This window comes from Azospirillum sp. UENF 112521 (assembly GCF_058780665.1).
This window is the reverse complement of record NZ_JBSNCI010000002.1, coordinates 1,977,527-1,999,718: the sequence shown is the minus strand read 5'-3', so window position 1 is coordinate 1,999,718 and position 22,192 is coordinate 1,977,527. Positions and strand designations below refer to the sequence as shown.

Annotated in this window: 23 protein-coding genes, 1 tRNA gene and 1 pseudogene; 21 read left to right on the top strand and 4 right to left on the bottom strand. The window is 65.5% G+C overall.

Annotated features, from left to right (window positions below):
* The first annotated feature begins 89 nt into the window (after positions 1–89).
* Positions 90–527 carry an Rrf2 family transcriptional regulator gene (locus ACWPN8_RS11755; protein WP_109447256.1) on the top strand — a complete coding sequence of 146 codons (438 nt, stop codon included), beginning with the start codon at positions 90–92 and terminating at the stop codon, positions 525–527.
* Between the two features lie 9 nt (positions 528–536).
* Here ACWPN8_RS11755 and ACWPN8_RS11750 read toward each other — a convergent pair whose 3' ends face one another.
* Entirely contained in the window at positions 537–902 is a 366-nt protein-coding gene (locus ACWPN8_RS11750) for a hypothetical protein (RefSeq protein ID WP_109447258.1), read from the bottom strand.
* A gap of 93 nt (positions 903–995) precedes the next feature.
* Between ACWPN8_RS11750 and ACWPN8_RS11745 the strand changes: the two genes are divergently transcribed.
* Both ACWPN8_RS11745 and ACWPN8_RS11740 read left to right on the top strand, forming a co-directional pair.
* Positions 996–1,472, top strand: a complete 477-nt coding sequence (locus ACWPN8_RS11745; protein WP_492240870.1) for a DUF3574 domain-containing protein — start codon at positions 996–998, stop codon at positions 1,470–1,472.
* 187 nt (positions 1,473–1,659) lie between these two features.
* On the top strand, positions 1,660–3,597 hold the full coding sequence (locus ACWPN8_RS11740; RefSeq protein ID WP_492240869.1) for a propionyl-CoA synthetase: 1,938 nt from the start codon (positions 1,660–1,662) through the stop codon (positions 3,595–3,597).
* A gap of 58 nt (positions 3,598–3,655) precedes the next feature.
* Here the strand turns inward: ACWPN8_RS11740 and ACWPN8_RS11735 are convergent, their stop codons facing one another.
* The gene (locus tag ACWPN8_RS11735; protein WP_492240868.1) at positions 3,656–4,309 is read right to left on the bottom strand and encodes a DsbA family oxidoreductase; all 654 of its coding nucleotides are present in this window, start codon (positions 4,307–4,309) and stop codon (positions 3,656–3,658) included.
* A 175-nt stretch (positions 4,310–4,484) separates the two neighbouring features.
* Between ACWPN8_RS11735 and ACWPN8_RS11730 the strand changes: the two genes are divergently transcribed.
* Positions 4,485–4,952, top strand: coding sequence for a hypothetical protein (locus ACWPN8_RS11730; RefSeq protein ID WP_109447266.1), 468 nt, complete (start codon positions 4,485–4,487; stop codon positions 4,950–4,952).
* Between the two features lie 11 nt (positions 4,953–4,963).
* Here the strand turns inward: ACWPN8_RS11730 and ACWPN8_RS11725 are convergent, their stop codons facing one another.
* Both ACWPN8_RS11725 and ACWPN8_RS11720 read right to left on the bottom strand, forming a co-directional pair.
* Positions 4,964–5,362: a hypothetical protein gene (locus ACWPN8_RS11725; RefSeq protein ID WP_492240867.1), complete on the bottom strand. Its 399-nt coding sequence runs from the start codon at positions 5,360–5,362 to the stop codon at positions 4,964–4,966.
* A gap of 147 nt (positions 5,363–5,509) precedes the next feature.
* A complete protein-coding gene (locus tag ACWPN8_RS11720; protein WP_492240866.1) occupies positions 5,510–5,794 on the bottom strand; it encodes a hypothetical protein in 285 nt (94 codons plus the stop codon).
* A gap of 162 nt (positions 5,795–5,956) precedes the next feature.
* On the opposite strand from ACWPN8_RS11720, the gene ACWPN8_RS11715 reads away from it, so the two are divergent.
* The 17 genes and pseudogenes from ACWPN8_RS11715 to ACWPN8_RS11635 all read left to right on the top strand — a co-directional run bounded on the left by ACWPN8_RS11715 (position 5,957) and on the right by ACWPN8_RS11635 (position 22,183).
* Positions 5,957–6,184: a hypothetical protein gene (locus ACWPN8_RS11715; protein WP_492240865.1), complete on the top strand. Its 228-nt coding sequence runs from the start codon at positions 5,957–5,959 to the stop codon at positions 6,182–6,184.
* 200 nt (positions 6,185–6,384) lie between these two features.
* A tRNA-Asp gene (locus ACWPN8_RS11710) sits at positions 6,385–6,461 on the top strand.
* Between the two features lie 314 nt (positions 6,462–6,775).
* A complete protein-coding gene (locus ACWPN8_RS11705; protein ID WP_045580751.1) occupies positions 6,776–7,144 on the top strand; it encodes an NADH-quinone oxidoreductase subunit A in 369 nt (122 codons plus the stop codon).
* Positions 7,135–7,680, top strand: coding sequence for a NuoB/complex I 20 kDa subunit family protein (locus ACWPN8_RS11700; protein ID WP_174470176.1), 546 nt, complete (start codon positions 7,135–7,137; stop codon positions 7,678–7,680). The genes ACWPN8_RS11705 and ACWPN8_RS11700 overlap by 10 nt, the downstream gene beginning before the upstream one ends.
* An 87-nt stretch (positions 7,681–7,767) precedes the next feature.
* Positions 7,768–8,398 (top strand): annotated as a pseudogene (locus ACWPN8_RS11695) (NADH-quinone oxidoreductase subunit C).
* A 107-nt stretch (positions 8,399–8,505) separates the two neighbouring features.
* A complete protein-coding gene (locus ACWPN8_RS11690; protein ID WP_244560922.1) occupies positions 8,506–9,654 on the top strand; it encodes an NADH-quinone oxidoreductase subunit D in 1,149 nt (382 codons plus the stop codon).
* On the top strand, positions 9,651–10,298 hold the full coding sequence (nuoE, locus tag ACWPN8_RS11685; protein WP_492240864.1) for an NADH-quinone oxidoreductase subunit NuoE: 648 nt from the start codon (positions 9,651–9,653) through the stop codon (positions 10,296–10,298). Before ACWPN8_RS11690 ends, nuoE begins: the two co-directional genes overlap by 4 nt.
* 16 nt (positions 10,299–10,314) lie before the next feature.
* Complete coding sequence (nuoF, locus tag ACWPN8_RS11680) at positions 10,315–11,604, top strand: NADH-quinone oxidoreductase subunit NuoF (RefSeq protein ID WP_109052068.1); 1,290 nt, start codon at positions 10,315–10,317, stop codon at positions 11,602–11,604.
* A gap of 15 nt (positions 11,605–11,619) precedes the next feature.
* On the top strand, positions 11,620–13,683 hold the full coding sequence (gene nuoG / locus ACWPN8_RS11675; protein WP_492240863.1) for an NADH-quinone oxidoreductase subunit NuoG: 2,064 nt from the start codon (positions 11,620–11,622) through the stop codon (positions 13,681–13,683).
* On the top strand, positions 13,676–14,686 hold the full coding sequence (nuoH, locus tag ACWPN8_RS11670; protein ID WP_109096496.1) for an NADH-quinone oxidoreductase subunit NuoH: 1,011 nt from the start codon (positions 13,676–13,678) through the stop codon (positions 14,684–14,686). Before nuoG ends, nuoH begins: the two co-directional genes overlap by 8 nt.
* A 118-nt stretch (positions 14,687–14,804) precedes the next feature.
* Positions 14,805–15,293: an NADH-quinone oxidoreductase subunit NuoI gene (gene nuoI, locus ACWPN8_RS11665; RefSeq protein WP_042693501.1), complete on the top strand. Its 489-nt coding sequence runs from the start codon at positions 14,805–14,807 to the stop codon at positions 15,291–15,293.
* Positions 15,294–15,311: 18 nt separating this feature from the next.
* A complete protein-coding gene (locus ACWPN8_RS11660; protein ID WP_109052070.1) occupies positions 15,312–15,926 on the top strand; it encodes an NADH-quinone oxidoreductase subunit J in 615 nt (204 codons plus the stop codon).
* Between the two features lie 2 nt (positions 15,927–15,928).
* The gene (gene nuoK / locus ACWPN8_RS11655) at positions 15,929–16,237 is read left to right on the top strand and encodes an NADH-quinone oxidoreductase subunit NuoK (RefSeq protein ID WP_014248409.1); all 309 of its coding nucleotides are present in this window, start codon (positions 15,929–15,931) and stop codon (positions 16,235–16,237) included.
* A gap of 9 nt (positions 16,238–16,246) precedes the next feature.
* The gene (nuoL, locus tag ACWPN8_RS11650) at positions 16,247–18,361 is read left to right on the top strand and encodes an NADH-quinone oxidoreductase subunit L (RefSeq protein WP_492240862.1); all 2,115 of its coding nucleotides are present in this window, start codon (positions 16,247–16,249) and stop codon (positions 18,359–18,361) included.
* 25 nt (positions 18,362–18,386) lie between these two features.
* Entirely contained in the window at positions 18,387–19,913 is a 1,527-nt protein-coding gene (locus ACWPN8_RS11645; protein ID WP_492240861.1) for an NADH-quinone oxidoreductase subunit M, read from the top strand.
* Between the two features lie 13 nt (positions 19,914–19,926).
* The gene (nuoN, locus tag ACWPN8_RS11640; protein ID WP_492240860.1) at positions 19,927–21,375 is read left to right on the top strand and encodes an NADH-quinone oxidoreductase subunit NuoN; all 1,449 of its coding nucleotides are present in this window, start codon (positions 19,927–19,929) and stop codon (positions 21,373–21,375) included.
* 10 nt (positions 21,376–21,385) lie between these two features.
* Entirely contained in the window at positions 21,386–22,183 is a 798-nt protein-coding gene (locus ACWPN8_RS11635) for a biotin--[acetyl-CoA-carboxylase] ligase (protein WP_492240859.1), read from the top strand.
* Positions 22,184–22,192 lie beyond the last annotated feature (9 nt).

Below are 22,192 nucleotides of genomic sequence, written 5' to 3'. Positions count from 1 at the left end.
ATGAAGTGGCCTGAGTTGGGATGGCTGGAGCTGACCACCTGTCCGGCGCTGCATCCGCCCGGCCCTGAACCCGAAAGGATCGATCACCGATGAGACAGGACAGCCGCCTTTCCCGCATGCTGCATGTGTTGATTCACATGGACCGGCATGAGGGTGCGCTGACGTCGGAGGCGATTGCCGAGATGCTGAACACCAATCCGGTGGTCATCCGCCGGACCATGGCGGGACTGCGCGAGGCCGGCCATGTGCGGTCCGAAAAGGGCCATGGCGGCGGCTGGCGGCTGGCACGGCCGCTCGACGGGATCACCCTGCTGGACATTCACCGGGCATTGGGGGAGCCAGGGATCTTCGCCATCGGTCCCACCGCGGACGAGCCGAGCTGTCTGGTCGAACAGGCCGTCAATGCTGCCCTTGATGGGGCATTGCGCGAGGCGGAGACGGTGCTCATCCGCCATCTCGGCCAAGTGACGCTCGCCGATCTCGCAGCCGATTTCGACCGGCGCATGAAGGCGATGGGGAAGTGCTGAACGCGGAGCCTAGCCCGGTTTGGGCGACTCTCCCTCCTGCGCCCGCCGGATCGCCGCCTCGACGCATTGCAGGTGCAGCTTCTTGCGGGCGAGCAGGCGGGCGCGGCGTTCCTCCAGGTCGGTGGTCGCCATCGCCTCGATGGCGCAGCCGCGCCAGCCGTTGGCGTCCAGGGCGCGGGCGACCTCGGCATAGCCGAAATAGCCCTTCTCCGGCTGCTCCCAGGGCGGGCGGAAGTCGGCCCGGCGCAGGACAAAACGGTTGGACTGGCTGCCGCCGCCCAGGTTGGTGAGTCGGGCCACGATCAGCCGCTCGCCGTTGCCGTGAACGACGGTCAGGATCGGGCGGATTCCGGTGATGGGTGGATCGACGGCCATGATCCATGCATAACGGTCCAGGGGCGTCCTGACCAGAGCGTCGCTGACCGCACTGCCGCACGCTCCCTCTCCCGTCCGAATGGAGAAACACCGATGCGCCCAGTCACCATGCCTGTCACCTGGCCCGTCATGCGGATCGTCCCGAGCCTCTCCTCCGCCGCGCTTTCGCTGTTTCTGCTGGCCGGCCCTGCCGCGGCCCAACTGGCTCCCGCTCCGACGGCGATCGTTTGTGAAACCTATGCGGCCGGCGCGATGATCGAGGCGCAATTGTTCTTTGGTCGGAACATCGGCAACGAGATCGGCGTCAGCGAGCGCGACTGGACGGATTTCCTGAACGGAGAGGTGACGCCGCGCTTTCCCAACGGCCTGACCGTCACCGACGGGTCGGGCCACTGGCGCGACATCGAGACCGGGCGGCTGGTGCGCGAGCCCAGCAAAATCCTCACCCTGCTGGCCGACGGCGACCCGGCGACGCTGGTCCTCATCCGCGAAATCGTCGATCTGTACAAGGGGCGCTTCCACCAGCAGTCGGTCGCGCTGGTCGTTCGGCCGGTCTGCGTTTCCTTTTGAATTCCAGGTTTCGGAACAGCGTTTCACCGATCGTAGAATGCGACAGCCCGTCGCACCCCCGACCTTCTGACATTTGCCTGCACTTATGCTTTTGTCGCAGATTGTGGAGGTCGCGTAACGGATCGTTTCGCGGCCGAGAGGAAATGCGCACCGAATAGTACCAAAATAGAATGAGGGACGCCCTGCCATGAGCCCGACCGCCAGCACCACAACTGCCGAGCTTTTCGACCAGATGCATGCCCGCTCCCTGTCGGACCCCGCCGGGTTCTGGGGCGAGGCGGCGAAGGACATCTCCTGGTTCAAGCCGTGGGACAAGGTGCTGGACGACAGCAACGCGCCCTTTTACCGCTGGTTCACCGGCGGGGAGCTGAACACCTGCTACAACGCGGTGGACCGCCATGTCGAAGGCGGACGCGGCGCCCAGGCGGCGATCATCTATGACAGCCCGGTCACCCGGACCGTCCAGACCATCACCTATGCCGAACTGCTGGATCAGGTCGCCCGTTTCGCCGGTGCTCTGCGCGCCCAGGGGGTGGAGAAGGGCGACCGCGTCCTCCTCTACATGCCGATGATCCCGCAGTCGCTGGTCGCCATGCTGGCCTGCGCCCGTCTGGGTGCCGTCCATTCGGTGGTGTTCGGCGGCTTCGCCCCGCACGAACTGGCGACCCGAATCGACGACGCCAAGCCGAAGGCCATCGTCTCGGCCTCCTGCGGCATCGAGCCGAATCGCATCGTCAAGTACAAGCCGATGCTGGACGCCGCCATCGAGCAGTCGGCCCACAAGCCGTCCAGCGTCATCGTCTGGCAGCGCCCGCAGGAGACCGCGACGCTGATCGCCGGCCGCGACGTCGATTGGGCCGAAGCGGTGGCGACGGCGGAGCCGGCGGAGTGCGTGGCCGTGAAGGCGACCGACCCGCTCTATATCCTCTACACCTCCGGCACGACCGGCCAGCCCAAGGGCGTGGTGCGCGACAATGGCGGCCATGCGGTGGCGCTGCGCTGGACCATGACCAACATCTACAACGTCAAGCCCGGCGAGGTGTATTGGGCGGCGTCGGACGTGGGCTGGGTCGTCGGCCACTCCTACATCGTCTATGCGCCGCTGCTGACTGGGTGCACCACCGTGGTCTTTGAAGGCAAGCCGGTCGGGACTCCCGATCCGGGCACCTTCTGGCGCGTGATCGAGCAGCACAAGGTCGGCACGCTGTTCACCGCCCCCACCGCCTTCCGCGCCATCAAGCGCGAGGATCCGGACGCCAACCACCTGAAAAAGTACGACCTGTCGCACTTCCGCGCCCTGTTCCTGGCCGGAGAGCGGTCGGATCCCGACACGCTGCACTGGGCCGAGGACAATCTGAACGTCCCGGTGATCGACCACTGGTGGCAGACCGAGACCGGCTGGGCGATTTCCGGCAACCCGCTGGGCGTCCACCTGTTCCCGATCAAGTACGGCTCCGCCACCCGCCCGATGCCGGGCTGGGATGTGCGGGTGCTGAACGCCGAGCTGAAGGAGGTTCCGCGCGGCGACATCGGCGCCATCTGCGTGAAGCTGCCGCTGCCTCCGGGCACGCTGCCGACGCTGTGGAATGCCGACGAGCGCTTCAAGAAATCCTACCTTGCCGACTACCCGGGCTATTACCAGACCGGCGACGCCGGCTTCATCGACGATGACGGCTATGTCTATGTCATGGCCCGCACCGACGACATCATCAATGTCGCAGGCCATCGCCTCTCCACCGGTGCCATGGAAGAGGTGTTGTCGAGCCACAGGGACGTCGCCGAATGCGCGGTGATCGGCGTGGCCGACGACCTCAAGGGGCAGGTGCCGCTGGGCTTCATCTGCCTCAAGGCCGGTGTCACCCGTCCGCATGAGGAAATCGTCAAGGAGGTCGTCCAACTGGTGCGCGAGCAGATCGGCCCGGTCGCCGACTTCAAGCGCGCCCTGGTGGTCGACCGCCTGCCGAAGACGCGGTCGGGCAAGATCCTGCGCGGCACCATGCAGAAGATTGCCGACAGCCAGGATTACAAGATGCCGGCCACCATCGACGATCCGGGCATCCTGCCGGAGATCGCCGATGCGCTGAAGACGCTGGGCTATGCCAAGACCAGCAGCACGCCAGCCTGATGCGCCGGACAGGGACGGGGCGGCCTCCGGGCCGCCTTTTCCCGCTCCGCTTGCCGGATCAGCCGGCGACGACCGACAGATTTTCCGGCTCCTCGCTGCCGAGGTCGAGCAGCGGCAGGAAGCTTGCCGGCTCCTGCGCGCCGGACAGGGCGTAGCGACGGTTGAAGATGTAGCAGGGAACCGCCTGCAACCCCATCTGGCGGGCCAGGGCATCGGCGGCGAGCACCGCGGCCAATTCGGCGTCGCTCGACAGCTGGCGCCGCGTCTCGACGAAATCCATCCCCAGCCCGGCGGCGACGCTGGCCAGCGCGTCCGGGTCGCCGATGTCGACGCCCTCGACGAAATAGGCGGCGAACAGCGCATCGGCCATGGCATTGCCCAGCCCCTGGCGCCCGGCGATGCGGACCAGCCGGTGTGCGTCGAAGCTGTTGGGCGTGCGCTGGATGCGGTCGAGCGCCAGCGGCAGCCCGTCGCGTCCCGCCGTGTCCTCCACGACCCGGTGGATCTGCCGCGCCCGTTCCGATCCGCCGAACTTGGCGGCGAGATAGTCCTCGCGCGACATCCCGCCGCGCGGCATGTCCGGGTTCAGCTGGAAGGGTTGCCAGCGGAGTTCCGGGCGCAGGTTGGGCCGTTGCATCAGCGCCCGGTCGAGCCGGCGCTTGCCGATGTAGCACCAGGGGCAGATCAGGTCGGCGAAGGTTTCGATCAGCATCCCGCCACTATCGGCGTGTGCCGCGGATCGGGCAACCGCTTCTTCCGTGCCTTCCCGTCAACATCGGCCCCCTTCCTGTCCGCAACCGTTTGTTAACCGAGTTGGTCCGACAGTCCCGGGGTGGCTCCGCCCGTCATTCTGCGGCCGGCGGACATATTCCGATGGGCGATTCCCGATGAGCAATTCCTACGTCGACGGCAAGGTGCGCGAAGCGATCCTGGCGGCCAAGGGCAGCCGGATGACTGCGCAGAAGCTCCTGATGGCTTGGGCCGTCGAGGACCCCGACCTGTTGCGCGGCATTGCCCAACCCTTCCTGAAGGCCATCGCCGCCGCTGCCATCGAACGCGCCGGCCGTCCGGCCAGCAGCAGGCCGGCCGCGCGCCCGGCTGCCGCGGGCGGTGCGGGGGGAGGGCGGCCGTCTGCTTCCGGTCTCAGTCGTGACGCGCTTGAGAATTTGCTGAACCAGCTGGGCCGCGAACCGGACGAGCAGCCGGCCCCGCAACGGGCCACCCCTGCCGGCAAGTCCGCCGGGCCGGGCGCTGCGAAGGGTGCCAAAATTCACGATGCCCCGGCGGGCGGGCCGAATCATGAAAAAGCGATGATGGCGATTGCCAAGGCTTTCGTTGCGAAGAAGGTGCGCTGAGGCAAGCCCCTTTACGAACCGTTGTTGGGGGCGTAGGGCGTCGCGTCGTCGAACCAGCCCCTCTTGCGTGGCAGGGTGCGGATGTCCGGCGGCGGGCTGGCAAGCGCGGTGTTGCCGTTGCGGTAGGGGTCGGGGATGTGGTGGCACTCGACGTCTGCCAGCGTGCGGTAACAGTAGACACGGGACCGGTCGACCTCAACCTTGTCCGGACAATAGTCGCTGGTCTTCTCGAAACTCAGGATCGAGCAATCGCGTCCCGTGGCGGCCGACACGATATGGTCGCCGATGGTCTTCTTGGTGGCGTTCAGCGTCACGACATCCGCACCCGCCGCCGCCAGCCCGAGCGGGGAGGTGCAGCCGGCAAGAGCCAGTGCCGGAATCGCAAGGGAAACGGCGATCCAACCCCGCATCCTGCCAATTCGCGTTGCGCCCAACCCTGCGACCATGCCCGTGCCCGTCATCCAGCAGTTCCCATCGCTACGCATGTGCCGCGCCCGATCCTGCACAGTGCACGCGGACGCGGTTAACAAGCGGTGAATTCACCGCTGGGGCAGGCCTCAGCGCAACAAGGTGCAGATGCGCGAGCGGCATTGCACGACGACGAAGGCATCCTTGTCCTCCGTGCAGCCGACCTTGAAGGTGGTCGCTCCCTCCCGTCCCACGGTGTAGCGCAGCACCTCCACCTTTGCCGGCGTGCAGTTGCCCATCGATTTGGCGATTTCCTTGGCCTCGGATTGGGCGGCGGAGACATTCGCGGCGGCCATCGCCGGTCCCGCGGCGAACAGGACGAGGGACGGCAGCAGGGCGGTCAATTGGAGACGGGGTGAATTGGGGATCGGCATGGCGCGACTATCGCACGGGGTAGGACGCTCCGGAAGGGCTGCCTCCGAAATGTCGCAGCGATGCGAATCACGCCGCGCAGCCGGGTCGGAACTGGTATGGTCGACGCATCATGACCGGGGTGGCGCCTTGCCTCGCGGTTCAGGACCAGGGTGGGGAAACGCATGACTTCAAACGATCGGCGGCTGGGCGACCGCATTCTCGCCGCACTGAAACTGGCGCTGGAGCAGGAGCATCTCGATGTCGCCGAACATCTGGCCCGCGCGCTCGAGGAAACGCTGACCCGTTTCGGTGGACCCGATGCCGTCGACCACCGTGAACTCTCGGCCGGCATGTTGCAGGCCTTCAACCGGCTTGATGAGCTGCGCCGCGCCGCCCATCGCCTGCCCTGAGGGCGCCGGTGAAACGCCAGCGAACGGCAGGCCCCGGAGGAGGGGATTTTTTTGCAATTTGGTGATTGACAGGCAGCGGCCCGGGCGACTACAAACCGCCCACCGAACGACGGGGGCCTCCAACGGCTCCGGTGAAAAACACCAAGCGAAACAAGCCTTTGGCTGCGTGACGATCAGGTGTTTGGAACAAGTCGCTCTGCGCGGGTGTAGCTCAGTTGGTTAGAGCGCCGGCCTGTCACGCCGGAGGCCGCGGGTTCAAGTCCCGTCACTCGCGCCACTTTCTTTTTCAAATTCGGCGTCAATCGCCAGTATGCTCCAAGGACTCGCAAATTGCGGGTCCTTTTTCGCATGCATATTGTCTTCCCTTTCCCCTATTTTAAAAACGTGGTATTACCAGGGTCTGGCGCGGGGGCTGGCTTGTCCTTCCGCGTGGTGAAAAGCGATTCAAAGCGCTTTCCTTGCCCACGGTCTCGGCATATATTCCGGCCCGTCTGATGGGCTAATCCAAGGCATGGCTGCCACGGCTTTGCGCTTCCGCCGATTTCCCGGCCGGAACGGCGCCCGTGGTCGTGGGCTTATGGGAGGAACGCGGTGTCGACTCCGCTGATCATTGAGTATCTTCCGATCCTGGTGTTTCTGCTGATCGGCATCGCGCTGGCCGCGGTGATGGTTGGGGCATCCTACGTCATCAGCCCGAAGAACCCGGACGCCGAGAAGGTCTCCCCCTACGAATGCGGCTTCGAGCCGTTCGAGGACGCGCGCACCAAGTTCGACGTGCGGTTCTACCTGGTCTCGATCCTGTTCATCATCTTCGACCTTGAAGTCGCCTTCCTGTTCCCGTGGGCGGTCGCCCTCGGTGACATCGGGCTGTTCGGCTTCTGGTCGATGATGCTGTTCCTGGGCATCCTGACCATCGGCTTCATTTATGAGTGGAAGAAAGGAGCTCTGGAATGGGAGTAGAGGTCGCCAAGCCGCTGGCGCCGATTCCGCCCGGACCGGAACAGGACGCCTACATCCGCGCGGTCTCCGACGAGATCCAGGACAAGGGCTTCGTGCTGGCGAAGTACGAGGATCTGCTGGCCTGGGCCCGGACCGGTTCGCTGTGGCCGATGACCTTCGGCCTGGCCTGCTGCGCGGTGGAGATGATCCACGCCTATATGAGCCGGTACGACCTGGATCGCTTCGGCGTCATTCCGCGTCCCAGCCCGCGCCAGTCCGACTGCATGATCGTCGCCGGCACCCTGACCAACAAGATGGCCCCGGCGCTCCGCAAGGTCTACGACCAGATGCCGGAGCCGCGCTGGGTCATCTCGATGGGGTCCTGCGCCAACGGCGGCGGCTACTACCACTATTCCTACGCGGTGGTGCGTGGCTGCGACCGGATCGTGCCGGTGGACATCTATGTGCCCGGCTGCCCGCCGACGGCGGAGGCGCTGATTTACGGCATCCTCCAGCTCCAGAAGAAGATCAAGCGCGGCAATCGCATCGCCCGCTGACCATGGCGTACCGTCCCGCCTCCGGCCTCCGGAGGCGGGACGAACGACAAGCGCGCTGAAGACAAGTAGGAAGGCAGGGTCCCACCCATGTCCGAACAGGCGTTGAAGGAACTCGGGGACGTCATCGCCGCCAAGATCGGCGGCGACGTCCTCAAGGTCGAGGTGAAGCTCGGCGAACTGATGGTGACGGTCGAGCGGCCGGCCATCCTGGCGGTGCTGACCGCGCTGCGCGACGACCCGGACACCCGGTTCGAGCAGCTGACCGACATCACCGCGGTCGATTACCCCGACCGCGCGGAGCGGTTCGAGGTCGTCTACCAGCTGCTCAGCTATACCCACAACCGGCGCATGCGCGTGAAGCTGGCCACCGACGAGGACACTCCGGTCCCGTCGGCCGTTTCCGTCTTCAGCGCCGCGAACTGGTTCGAGCGCGAGGCGTGGGATTCTGTTCGGCGTCTTCTTCGAGAACCATCCGGACCTGCGCCGCATCCTCACCGACTACGGGTTCGAGGGGCACCCCTTCCGCAAGGACTTCCCGCTGACCGGCTACGTCGAAGCCCGCTACGACGAGGACCAGAAGCGCGTGATCTATGAGCCGGTCCGTCTGACCCAGGATTTCCGCGCCTTCGACTTCCTCAGCCCGTGGGAAGGCATGACCAACGTCATGCTGCCCGGCGATGAAAAGGCGGCCCTCCAGGACGGGAGCAAGAAGCCGTGAGCATGACCGTTTCGACCGACTCGGCGACCGGCGTCGTCTCGACGGGTCCGAACGGGGCGATCAGCGCCTCCGGTCCGGAGACCAAGACGCAGATCAAGCCCTACACGATGAATTTCGGGCCGCAGCATCCGGCCGCCCACGGCGTGCTCCGTCTGGTGATGGAGCTGAACGGCGAGGTGGTGGAGCGTTGCGATCCGCACATCGGCCTGCTGCATCGCGGCACCGAGAAGCTGATCGAGTACAAGACCTACATCCAGGCCGTGCCGTATTTCGACCGCCTGGACTATGTCAGCCCGATGTGCATGGAGCACGCCTATGTGCTCGGCATCGAGAACCTGCTGCAGATCAAGGCGCCGCTGCGCGCCCAGTACATCCGCGTGCTGTTCTCGGAAATCACGCGCATCCTGAACCACATCCTGTCGATCACGACGGGTGCGCTCGACGTCGGCGCGATCACCCCGGCGCTGTGGGGCTTCGAGGAACGCGAAATCCTCATGGAGTTCTACGAGCGTGTGTCGGGTGCCCGCCTGCACGCCAACTATTTCCGGCCGGGCGGCGTCGCCTGGGACATTCCGGACGGGCTGCTGGACGACATCTGGGCCTTCACCGAGCGTTTTCCGAAGTTCATGGACGACCTCGAGAGCCTGCTGACCGAGAACCGCATCTTCAAGCAGCGCACGGTCGATATCGGCATCGTCACCAAGGAGCAGGCGCTCGACTGGGCCTTCACCGGTCCGATGCTGCGCGGCTCCGGCGTCGCCTGGGATCTGCGCAAGTCGCAGCCCTACGAGGTCTATGACCGCATGGAGTTCGACGTCCCGGTCGGCCTGACCGGCGACTGCTGGGCGCGCTATCTGGTCCGCATGGAGGAGATGAAGCAGTCGCTGCGCATCATCCGCCAGTGCTGCAAGGAGATGCCGGCCGGTCCGTACAAGATCGAGGACCGCAAGGTGTCCCCGCCGCCGCGCGGCGAGATGAAGCGCTCGATGGAAGCGCTGATCCACCACTTCAAGCTCTTCACCGAGGGCTTCCACGTTCCCGCCGGCGAGACCTACACCGCCATCGAGGCGCCCAAGGGCGAGTTCGGCGTGTATCTGGTGTCCGACGGCACCAACAAGCCCTACCGCTGCAAGATCCGCGCGCCGGGCTTCGCCCATCTTCAGGGCCTGGACTTCATGTCGAAGGGTCACATGCTGGCCGACGCCGTCGCCAACATCGCCTCGATGGACATCGTTTTCGGAGAAATCGATCGATGAGCGCGCCCGCTTCCGATCACGGCCACGCCGAGCCGACCAGCTTCACCTTCAGCCAGGAAAACCTGGAGCTGGCGAAGCGCATCATCGCCAAGTACCCGCAGGGCAAGCAGGCCAGTGCCTGCATGCCGTTGCTGGACGTGGCACAGCGCCAGAACGGCGGCTGGCTGCCGCGCGTCGCCATGGACGCCGTGGCCGACCTGCTGGGCATGCCGCGCATCCGCGTGTACGAGGTCGCGACCTTCTACACGATGTACAACAAGAACCCGGTCGGCCGGCACCACATCCAGGTCTGCACCACCACGCCCTGCTGGCTGCGCGGGTCGGACGACATCGTCCACACCTGCAAGAAGAAGCTCGGCATCGAGGTGGGCGAGACCACGGCCGACGGCCAGTTCACGCTGGGCGAGGTCGAGTGCTCGGGCGCCTGCGTCAACGCGCCGGTTGTGCAGATCGGTGACGATTACTACGAAGACGTGGCCCCGGAGCATATGGAGCGCATCCTCGACGCGCTGGCGCGCGGCGAGACGCCGAAGCCCGGCTCGCAGACCGGTCGTCAGTCCTCGGAGCCGGTCGGCGGCCCGACGACGCTGAAGACCTTTACCACCGCGCAAGCGGACGCCACCACCGCGCAAGCGGACGATTGAGGGGGAGGGGACAGCGATGCTTCGCGATGAGGACCGCATCTTCACCAACCTCTACGGCTACCAGGACTTCGGTCTTGACGGGGCCCGCAAGCGCGGTGATTGGGACAACACGGCATCCTTCCTGGCCAATGGCCGGGACTGGATCATCGAGCAGGTGAAGGAATCGGGGCTGCGCGGCCGTGGCGGCGCCGGCTTCTCGACCGGCATGAAGTGGTCCTTCATGCCGAAGAACGTGACCGACAAGCCCGTCTATCTCGTCATCAACGCCGACGAGGGCGAGCCCGGCACCTGCAAGGACCGCGACATCCTGCGCCACGATCCGCACAAGCTGATCGAGGGCTGCCTGATCGCCGGTTTCGCCATCGGCGCCAGCGCCTGCTACATCTACATCCGCGGCGAGTTCTACAACGAGGGCTCCAACGTCCAGCGCGCCATCGACGAGGCGTATGCGGCGGGGCTGATCGGCAAGAACGCCTGCGGCACCGGCTACGATTACGACGTCTACATCCACCGCGGTGCCGGCGCCTACATCTGCGGCGAGGAAACCGCGCTCATCGAGTCGATCGAGGGCAAGAAGGGGCAGCCGCGCAACAAACCGCCGTTCCCCGCCCAGGCCGGCCTCTATTCCTGCCCGACCACGGTGAACAACGTCGAATCCATCGCCGTCGTTCCGACCATCCTGCGGCGCGGCGCCTCCTGGTTCGCCGGCCTCGGCCGTCCGAAGAACTCGGGCACCAAGCTCTTCTGCATCTCCGGGCACGTCAACAAGCCGTGCAACGTGGAAGAGGAGATGGGCATCCCGCTAAAGGAGCTGATCGAGAAGCATGCCGGCGGCGTGCGCGGCGGCTGGGACAACCTGCTGGGCATCATCCCAGGCGGCTCTTCGGTCCCGGTCCTGCCCAAGTCGATCTGCGACACCGTCCTGATGGACTTCGACTCCTTGCGCGAAGTTCAGTCGGGCCTCGGCACCGCCGCGGTGATCGTGATGGACAAGTCCACCGACATCGTGAAGGCCATCGCCCGCCTGTCGTCCTTCTATGCGCATGAGTCCTGCGGCCAGTGCACGCCCTGCCGCGAAGGCACCGGCTGGATGAGCCGCGTCATGCAGCGCATGGTCACCGGCAACGCGCGCATGGAAGAGATCGACATGCTACTGCAGGTCACCAAGCAGGTCGAAGGCCACACCATCTGCGCGCTCGGCGACGCTGCCGCCTGGCCGATTCAGGGCCTGTTCCGCCACTTCCGTCCGGAAGTGGAGCGGCGCATCCAGGCCTACCGCAACAGCGCCCCGCTGGCGGCCGAGTAAGGAGTTCCCGTTCCCATGCCGAAACTGACCATCGACGGGATCGAGATCGAGGTCGAGCCGGGCACCTCGATCCTCCAGGCTTGCGAGCAGCTGGGGATCGAGATTCCGCGCTTCTGCTACCACGAGCGCCTCAGCGTGCCGGCCAACTGCCGCATGTGCCTGGTGGAGATGGAGCGCGCGCCCAAGCCGGTCGCGTCCTGCGCCATGCCCTGCGGCGACGGAATGGTCGTCCGCACCAACAGCGAAACCGTCCTGAAGGCCCGCAAGGGCGTCATGGAGTTCCTGCTGATCAACCACCCGCTGGATTGCCCGATCTGCGATCAGGGCGGCGAGTGCGATCTGCAGGACCAAGCCATGGCCTACGGCTTCGACCGCGGCCGCTACGGCGAGAACAAGCGGGCGGTCAAGGACAAGTATATGGGTCCGGTCATCAAGACCATCATGACCCGTTGCATCCATTGCACCCGCTGCATCCGCTTCATCAACGAAGTGGCCGGTGTTCCCGATGTCGGCGCCGTCTATCGCGGCGAGCACATGGAGATCACCACCTTCGTCGAGAAGGCCATCGGCTCGGAGCTGTCGGGCAACCTCGCCGATGTCTGCCCGGTGGGTGCCCTGACCCACAAGCCCTACGCCTTCACGGCACGCCCGTGGGAACTGCGCAAGACAGAGACCATCGACGTCCTCGACGCCGTCGGCTCGAACATCCGCGTCGACGCCCGCGGGCCCGAGGTGATGCGCATCCTGCCGCGCGTCAACGACGACATCAACGAGGAGTGGCTGAACGACAAGAGCCGCTACTCCTATGACGGTCTGAAGCGCCAGCGGCTGGACCGCCCCTACATCCGCCAGAACGGCAAGCTGGTCCCGGCCAGCTGGGCCGAAGCCTTCACCGCCATCGCGGCGCGTCTGAAGGGCCTGTCCGGCAACCGCATCGCCGCCATTGCCGGCGATCTGGTCGATGTCGAGGCGCAGTTCGCGCTCAAGGAGCTGCTGTCGCGGCTCGGCTCGGCCAACCTGGATTGCCGCCAGGACGGTGCCCGGTTCGACACCTCGGTGCGGGCGGGCTACCTGTTCAACTCGGGCATCGCCGGCATCGAGAAGGCCGACGTCATCCTGCTGGTCGGCACCAACCCGCGCTGGGAAGGCACGCTGGTCAACGCCCGCATCCGCAAGCGCTACATGGCCGGCGGCGTTACCATCGCCTCCATCGGCGAGCAGCGCGACCTGACCTACCCCTACAGCGTGATCGGCGCCGGTCCGGACGCGCTGCAGCAGCTGGTCGACGGCAGCCACCCGTTCTCCGAGACGCTGCGCGCCGCCAAGAACCCGATGATCATCGTCGGCATGGGCGCCTTCCAGCGCGCCGACGGTCTCGCGGTCCAGGCCGCCGCCCGTCTGGTCGGCGAGGCCTACGGCATGTTCCGCGACGATTGGAACGGCTTCAACGTGCTGCACACCGCCGCCGCGCGGGTCGGCGGCATCGAAGCCGGCTTCCTCCCGGGCGAGGGCGGCCGCGACGTTCACGGCATCCTCGACGGTGCGTCGAAGGGCGAGATCGACTTCGTCTACCTGCTGGGTGCCGACGAGATCGATATGGCGAAGCTCGGCAATGCCTTCGTGGTCTATCAGGGCCACCATGGCGATGCCGGCGCCCACCGCGCCGACGTCATCCTGCCGGGTGCCGCCTACACCGAGAAGAACGCAGTCTACGTCAACACCGAGGGCCGTCCGCAGCTCGCCCGTCTCGCGGTCTTCCCGCCGGGCGAAGCGCGCGAGGACTGGAAGATCGTCCGCGCGCTGTCGGAAGTCCTGGGCACCACGCTGCCCTTCGACACCCACGGCCAGCTGCGTCAGCGGCTGATGGCGGCGAACCCGATCTTCGGCGCGGTCGGCGAGACGACCCCGGCCAGCTGGGCGCCGTTCGGCGCGCAGGGTCCGGTGGACGCGGCCCCCTTCGTGACGCCGATCACCAACTTCTACATGACCGACCCGATCAGCCGGGCGTCGGTGACGATGGCCAACTGCACGGAAGCGCTGGTGGGCCCTGCTCAGGAGAGGACTGGCACCCATGGCTGAGTTCTGGAGCGGCTTTCTCCTGCCGCTGATCATTATGGTCCTGCAGATCCTGGCGATCACCGTGCCGCTGCTGGTCGCCGTCGCCTTCATGACCTATGCCGAGCGCAAGATCATGGGCGCGATGCAGATGCGCCAGGGCCCAAGCATCGTTGGCCCCTTCGGCCTGATGCAGCCCTTCGCCGACGGCCTGAAGCTGTTCGCCAAGGAACAGATCCTGCCGGAAGGCGCCAACCGCATCGTGTTCTACGTCGCGCCGATGCTGACCTTCTTCCTGGCGCTGATCGCCTGGGCGGTCATCCCGTTCGACTACGGGGTGGTGCTGTCCAACATCAACGTCGGCGTGCTGTACCTGTTCGCGATCTCCTCGCTGGGCGTCTACGGCATCGTGATGGCCGGCTGGGCGTCGAACTCGCGCTACGCCTTCCTCGGCGCGCTGCGCTCCGCGGCACAGATGGTGTCCTATGAGGTCTCGATGGGCCTCATCATCATCTCCGTGCTGCTGTGCGTCGGCTCGCTGAACCTGACCGACATCGTTCGGGCCCAGGAGAAGGTCTGGTTCTGCATCCCGCTGCTGCCGATGTTCGTGATGTTCTTCATCTCGGCGCTCGCTGAAACCAACCGCGCTCCCTTCGACCTGCCGGAAGGCGAGTCGGAGCTGGTGGCCGGCTTCATGGTGGAATACAGCTCCGCTCCCTTCGCGCTCTTCTTCCTTGGCGAATACGCCAACATGATCCTGATGAGCGCGATGACGAGCATCCTGTTCCTCGGCGGCTGGCTGCCCCCGCTGCCCTTCGCGCCCTTCACCTGGGTGCCGGGCATCGTGTGGTTCGCGCTGAAGATCGCGTTCTGCCTGTTCACCTACGTCTGGGTTCGCGCCACCGTGCCGCGCTATCGCTACGACCAGCTGATGCGCCTGGGTTGGAAGGTCTTCCTGCCCCTGTCGCTGTTCTGGGTCGTGCTGACCGCCGGCGTCCTGGTGACCTTCGGCTGGCTGCCGAAGTAAGCGGCATCGCCGCAAAGCCAGCCTGCACCGAACCCACCATTGACGTGTCGATTTGAGTGCCGGCGAGCCAACCCATCGAACGGGAGCGGCCGCCGGCGAGGAAGGAGACGAAGAGGCCATGGCGTTCCTCGACCGCGCGGCGCGCAGCCTGTTCCTGACCGAGCTGCTGGGCGGCATGGCGCTGACCTTGCGCTACATGTTCAAGCCCAAGGTCACGCTGAACTACCCCTATGAGAAGGGCCCCATCAGTTCGCGCTTCCGCGGCGAGCATGTGCTCCGCCGCTATGCGAGCGGCGAAGAGCGCTGCATCGCGTGCAAGCTGTGCGAAGCGGTGTGCCCGGCTCTCGCCATCACCATCGAGGCCGAACCGCGTGACGACGGCAGCCGCCGCACCACGCGCTACGACATCGACATGACCAAGTGCATCTACTGCGGCCTGTGCCAGGAAGCCTGCCCGGTCGACGCGGTGGTCATGGGGCCGAACTTCGAGTTCTCCACCGAATCCCGGGAAGAGCTCTTCTACAACAAGCAGAAGCTGCTGGCGAACGGCGACCGCTGGGAGGCGGAAATCGCCCAGAACCTCGCGGCCGAGGCTCCTTACCGGTAAGCGGAAGCGAGAAAAACGATGATACTCCAAGGCATCGCCTTCTACGTGTTCGCCGCGCTGCTGGTGGCCTCCGGTGTGATGGTCATCTCGGCGCGGAACCCCGTTCACTCCGTCCTTTTCCTGATCCTCGCCTTCTTCCAGGCGGCTGGTCTCTGCCTTCTGATGGGGGCGGAGTTCATCGCGATGATCCTGATCATCGTCTATGTCGGCGCCGTGGCCGTGCTGTTCCTGTTCGTGGTGATGATGCTCGACATCAATTTCCGCGAGCTGCGCAAGGGTGCTATGGAAGCGCTGCCGCTGGGCGCGCTGGTCGGGCTGATCCTGCTGGCCGAACTGGCTGCGGTGCTCGGCGGCTGGATCGTGGCTCCGAACGTCGCCGCCATCGCCGGCGCGCCGACCCCGGCCTTCGATCAGGTGTCGAACACCCAGGCGCTGGGACGGCTGATGTACACGCAGTACGTCTACCTGTTCCAGGCATCGGGCATCGTCCTGCTGATCGCCATGATCGGTGCGATCGTACTGACGCTGCGGCACCGTCCTGGCGTGCGCAAACAGAATGTCGGCGCCCAGATCGCCCGTCGCCGGGAAGACGTGGTCGCCATCCGCAAGGTTTCGACCGGGGAGGGCGTGTGATCATGGAGATCGGTCTCGGACATTACCTGACGGTCTCGGCCATCATCTTCACGCTGGGTGTGCTGGGCATCTTCCTGAACCGGAAGAACGTCATCATCATCCTGATGTCGATCGAGATGATGCTGCTGGCGGTGAACCTCAACCTCGTCGCCTTCTCGACCTTCCTGCACGATCTGGTTGGCCAGATCTTCGCCATGATCATCCTGACCGTCGCCGCCGCCGAGGCGGCCATCGGCCTCGCCATCCTGGTGGTCTACTTCCGCAACCGCGGCTCGATCCGAGTTGAAGACATCAACATGATGAAGGGCTGAGGCGGCGCCATGGAAGTGCTAGTCGTATTCCTTCCGCTCCTGGCGTTCCTCGTCGCCGGATCGATCGCGCTGTTCGGCGGGCCGAAGGCCGAGCCGGCTGCCGCGGGTCACGGAAGCCACGGTCATGGCCATGACGATCACGGGCATGCCCAGATCGCCCATGCCCATGACAATCATGCCCACCACATCTCGCACGACGAGTTGAACCACGCGCACGACGATGCCCACGACGACCACCATGTCGTCGCCGGCCCGCCGACCGTGGGCGACCGCGTCGCGCAGTTCGTGACCGCGGGCGCCGTCATCGTCTCGGCGATCCTGTCCTGGACCCTGTTCTTCGACGTCGCCGTGCACGGCCATCCGCGCACGATCGAGCTGATGACCTGGATCCAGAGCGGAACGCTCGACGTGAAGTGGGCGCTGCGCGTCGACCAGCTCACCGCGGTGATGCTGATCGTCGTCAACACCGTCTCGGCCTGCGTGCACGTCTATTCCGTCGGCTACATGGCCGAGGATCCGCAGAAGCCGCGCTTCATGGGCTACCTGTCGCTGTTCACCTTCGCCATGCTGATGCTGGTGACGGCGGACAACTTGGTCCAGCTGTTCTTCGGCTGGGAGGGCGTCGGTCTGGCTTCCTACCTGCTGATCAACTTCTGGTACGAGAAGCCCTCGGCCAACGCCGCCGCGATGAAGGCCTTCCTGGTCAACCGCGTCGGTGACTTCGGCTTCGCGCTCGGCATCTTCGCGATCTTCGTGCTGACCGGCTCCGTCCAGTTCGACACGATCTTCGCCAAGGCCCCGACGCTGACCGGCCAGACGCTGCATTTCCTCAGCTGGGACTTCAACGGCCTGACCATCGCCTGCCTGCTGCTGTTCATGGGCGCGATGGGCAAGTCGGCGCAGCTCGGCCTGCACACCTGGCTGCCGGACGCGATGGAAGGCCCGACCCCGGTGTCGGCGCTCATCCACGCCGCCACCATGGTCACCGCCGGCGTCTTCATGGTCTGCCGCCTGTCCCCGGTCTTCGAATACGCCCCGACGGCGCTCGAAGTGGTGACGGTGGTCGGTGGCCTGACCGCCTTCGTCGCGGCGACCATCGGCTTCACCCAGTTCGACATCAAGCGGGTCATCGCCTATTCGACGATGTCCCAGCTCGGCTACATGTTCTTCGCCGCTGGCGTTTCCGCCTACGGCGCCGCCATGTTCCACCTGTTCACGCACGCCTTCTTCAAGGCCCTGCTGTTCCTCGGCGCCGGCTCGGTCATCCATGCCCTGCACCATGAGCAGGACATGCGCAAGATGGGTGGCGTCTGGCGCAAGATCCCCTTCACCTACGCGGTGATGTGGATCGGCAACCTGGCACTTGCCGGTCTGCCCTTCTTCGCCGGCTACTATTCCAAGGACATGATCCTGGAGGCGGCCTTCGCCTCCGGCAGTGGCGTTGGGCGCTTTGCCTTCGCGCTCGGCATCGCCGCAGCTCTGCTGACTGCCTTCTACTCCTGGCGCCTGCTGTTCATGACCTTCCACGGCACGCCGCGGATGGACAAGGAAGTCTACGACCACGCCCATGAGTCGCCGGTCGTCATGCTGGTCCCGCTGGCGGTCCTGACGCTGGGCGCCCTGTTCGCCGGTGTCGGCTTCCACGAGTATTTCATCGGTCACGACCGTGCGGAGTTCTGGGGCAAGGCGATCATGACCTTGCACGGCCACGACGCCATCGAGGCTGCGCACCACCACACCCCGGGCTGGGTCGCGATCGCTCCGCTGGTCGTCGGCCTGATCGGCATCGCCATGGCCTACATCGGCTATGTGATGATGCCGCGCCTGCCAGGCCGGATCGCCAGCACCTTCAGCGGCATCCACAAGTTCCTCTACAACAAGTGGTATTTCGACGAGCTGTACGATGCGCTGTTCACCCGTCCGGCCAAGGCCCTGGGCTACGGCCTGTGGAAGTCGGGCGACGGGGCGGTGATCGACGGTGTGGGTCCGGACGGCATCGCCGCCGCCACCCGCGACATCGCGGCACGCACCAGCCGGCTGCAGTCGGGGTACGTCTATCACTACGCCTTTGCCATGGTGATCGGGGTCGTCCTGTTCGTCGCCTGGCTGTCGGTCTTCGGCTGAGCGGTTTCGAAGGAGAACAACAACAATGGCTAGCTGGCCGATCCTGTCGTTCGCGACCTTCCTGCCGCTCGTGGGCGTCGCGCTGATCCTGCTGTTCTGCCGGGGCAACACCCCGGACGTGCTGCGGAACGTGCGGTACATCTCGCTGTGGACGACCCTCGTCACTTTCGTCCTGACCCTGCTGGTCTGGGCCAACTTCGATCCGCGCAATCCCGGCTACCAAATGGTCGAGAAGGCGGGCTGGATCCCTGAGTTCGGCATCAACTACCACATGGGCGTCGACGGCATCTCGGTGCTGTTCGTCGTCCTGGCCGGCTTCCTGATGCCGCTGTGCATCCTGGCGAGCTGGGAGTCGGTGCAGGTCCGCCTCAAGGAATACATGATCGCCTTCCTCGCGCTGGAAACCCTGATGATCGGGATGTTCTGCGCGCTGGACTTCGTGCTGTTCTACATGTTCTTCGAAGGCGTCCTGATCCCGATGTTCCTGATCATCGGCATCTGGGGCGGTCCGCGTCGCGTCTATGCCGCCTTCAAGTTTTTCCTCTACACGCTGCTCGGCTCGGTGCTGATGCTGCTGGCGATCCTGGCCATGTATTACGTGGCCGGCACCACCGACATCCCGACCATCACCGCCACCCAGTTCCCGCGCAACATGCAGCTGTGGCTGTGGCTGGCCTTCTTCGCCTCCTTCGCGGTGAAGGTGCCGATGTGGCCGGTCCACACCTGGCTGCCGGACGCCCACGTCGAGGCGCCGACCGCCGGTTCGGTCATCCTGGCCGGCGTGCTGCTGAAGATGGGCGGGTACGGCTTCCTGCGCTTCAACATTCCGATCCTGCCGGAAGCGACCGAGTATTTCGCGCCGCTGATCTACACCCTGTCGGTCGTCGCCGTGATCTACACCTCGCTGGTCGCCCTGGCCCAGGAGGACATGAAGAAGCTGATCGCCTACTCGTCGGTCGCCCATATGGGCTTCGTAACCATCGGCATGTTCGCGCTGAACCAGCAGGGCATCGAGGGTTCGGTGTTCCAGATGCTGTCGCACGGCGTGGTGTCGGGCGCACTGTTCCTGTGCGTCGGCGTCGTCTATGACCGGCTGCACACCCGCGAGATCGCCCGCTATGGCGGCCTCGTGAAGAACATGCCGAAATACGCCGTGGTCTTCCTGTTCATGACCATGGCCTCGGTCGGCCTGCCGGGCACTGCCGGCTTCGTCGGCGAGTTCCTGGTGCTGATGGGCGTCTTCCGCGACAACACCTGGGTTGCCGCCCTGGCCGCCACCGGCATGGTTCTCGGTGCGGCCTATGCGCTGTGGCTGTACCGCCGCGTCGTCTATGGCAAGCTGACCAAGCCGGACGTCAAGGCGATGTTCGACATGACCCCGCGCGAGATCGCGGTGTTCGTGCCGCTGATCATCGTCGTCCTGTGGATGGGCATCTATCCCAGCAGCTTCCTGAACGTCACCTCGGCATCGGTCGAGCAGCTGATCCAGACCTACCAGACCAAGCTGGCCGCGTCGCACGCCGCGTCCGGTGTCTCGGTCGCCGCTCGGTAAGGGGTTCTTCGACATGACCGCAGTGTTTCCCGACATCTGGCCGGCCCTGCCGGAGATCTTCCTGGCGCTCTCGGGCGTTGCCCTGCTGATGCTGGGCGTGTTCCGTGGCGACGGCTTCACCCGTCCCGTCTCCTACCTGTCGATCGTTTGCATGCTGCTCGCCGCCGTACTGGCGATGGGCTATGGCAGCGGCCGCGTCGTCACCTTCAACGGCATGTTCGTGATGGATGCCTTCGGCGTCTTCATGAAGGTGCTGGTGCTGGTCTCCGCGGCCTTCGCGGTGATCCTCGGGCTGGGCTTCAACGAGCGGGAGCAGATGGCCCGCTTCGAGTTCCCGGTGCTGATGATCTTCGCCACGCTCGGCATGCTGATGATGATCTCGGCCAACGACTTCATCTCGCTGTATGTCGGGCTGGAGACGCAGAGCCTCGCGCTCTACGTCATCGCCGCCTTCCGCCGCGACAGCGCCAAGTCGTCGGAGGCCGGCCTGAAGTACTTCGTCCTCGGCTCGCTCTCCTCGGGCATGCTGCTGTACGGCGCTTCGCTGGTCTACGGCTTCGCCGGCACGACCTCCTTCGACAAGGTGGCCGCCCTGTTCGCCGGCGGCGCCCATGTTTCGCCGGGCCTGGTGATCGGTCTGGTGTTCGTGATGGCCGGTCTGGCCTTCAAGGTCTCGGCCGCTCCGTTCCACATGTGGACGCCCGACGTGTATGAAGGTGCGCCGACCCCGGTGACCGCCTTCTTCGCGGCGGCGCCGAAGGTTGCGGCCATCGCCCTGCTGACCCGCGTGGTGATGGAGCCGTTCGGCCATCTCGCCGCCCAGTGGCATCAGGTTCTGGTGGCGACCGCCATCCTGTCGATGGTGATCGGCTCCTTCGTCGCCATCATGCAGACCAACATCAAGCGCCTGATGGCCTACAGCTCCATCGGCCATGTCGGCTACGCGCTGGTGGGCCTGACCACCGGCACGCAGGACGGCGTGCGCGGCGTGCTGATCTATATGGCGCTCTACATCGCCATGAACATCGGTGCCTTCGCCGTCATCCTCAGCATGAAGGCCAAGGGCCAGATGCTGGAGGAGATCAAGGACTTCTCCGGCCTGTCCAAGACCAACCCGATGCTGGCCGCCACCATGGCGATCTTCATGTTCTCCATGGCCGGCATCCCGCCGATGGCCGGTTTCTTCGGTAAGCTCTACGTCTTCCTGGCTGCCGTGGCCGCCCAGGAATACACGCTGGCCGTGGTCGGTGTACTGACCAGCGTCGTCGGTGCCTTCTACTATCTGCGCATCATCAAGATCATGTATTTCGATGAGCCCGCGGTGGTGGTCGACAAGGTCGATGACGACGGCATGACCGGCGTCCTGGTGCTGACCAGCCTGTTCACCCTGCTGTTCTTCGTCGCTCCGGCGCCGATCCTGAACGGTGCGGCGGCTGCCGCGGCGGCCCTGTTCGCCGGGTAATATCCGACCGATGATGGTATCGCTCGAAGCGGAGGCGGCGCGTCTGCGCCTGCCTCCGGGCTTCCAGATCAAGGCCTTCGACTCCGTCGGCAGCACGAACGACGAGGCGAAGGCCTTGTCGCGTTCCGGGGAACCGGAAGGCACCATTGTCTGGGCCCGCCGGCAGGAGAGCGGTCGAGGCCGCCGGGGCCGGGCCTGGACCTCCCCGGAAGGCAACCTCTACAGCACGACCATCCTGCGGCCCGGCCTGCCTCCCGCGGAAGCCGCCCAGGTTTCCTTCGTCGCCGCGCTCGCCATTGCCGAAACCGCCGAATTGGTGCTGCCCGATCCCGGCGGCGTCCGATGCAAATGGCCGAACGACGTGCTGGTGCATGACCGCAAGCTGTCCGGCATCCTTCTCGAGTCGGAGCCGGCGCCGGACGGCAAGGTCGCCTGGGTGGTGCTGGGTGTTGGCATCAACCTGCGGCATTTTCCCCCCACAGCCGATTACGGTGCGACCTCCCTGATCGCCGAAGGCGCCCCGCCGATGGGCCCCGGAGCGCTGCTCGAGGTCTATGCGGAGCATCTGGCGGCTTGGTACGGCCGCTGGCGTGTCCATGGTTTCGGTCCCGTGCGCGATGCATGGATGTCGCGGGCCAAGGGGTTGGGCGGGCCGATCCTGGTCAGGCTGGCCGATCGGACGATCCCCGGCACCTTCGCCGATCTGGACAGCGACGGCGTTCTGTTGCTTGATCCAACGGACGGCGGACCGCGCCAGCGGATCGCTGCCGGCGACGTGTTCTTTGCGCCGCCACACACCGACCCTTGATCGTTCATC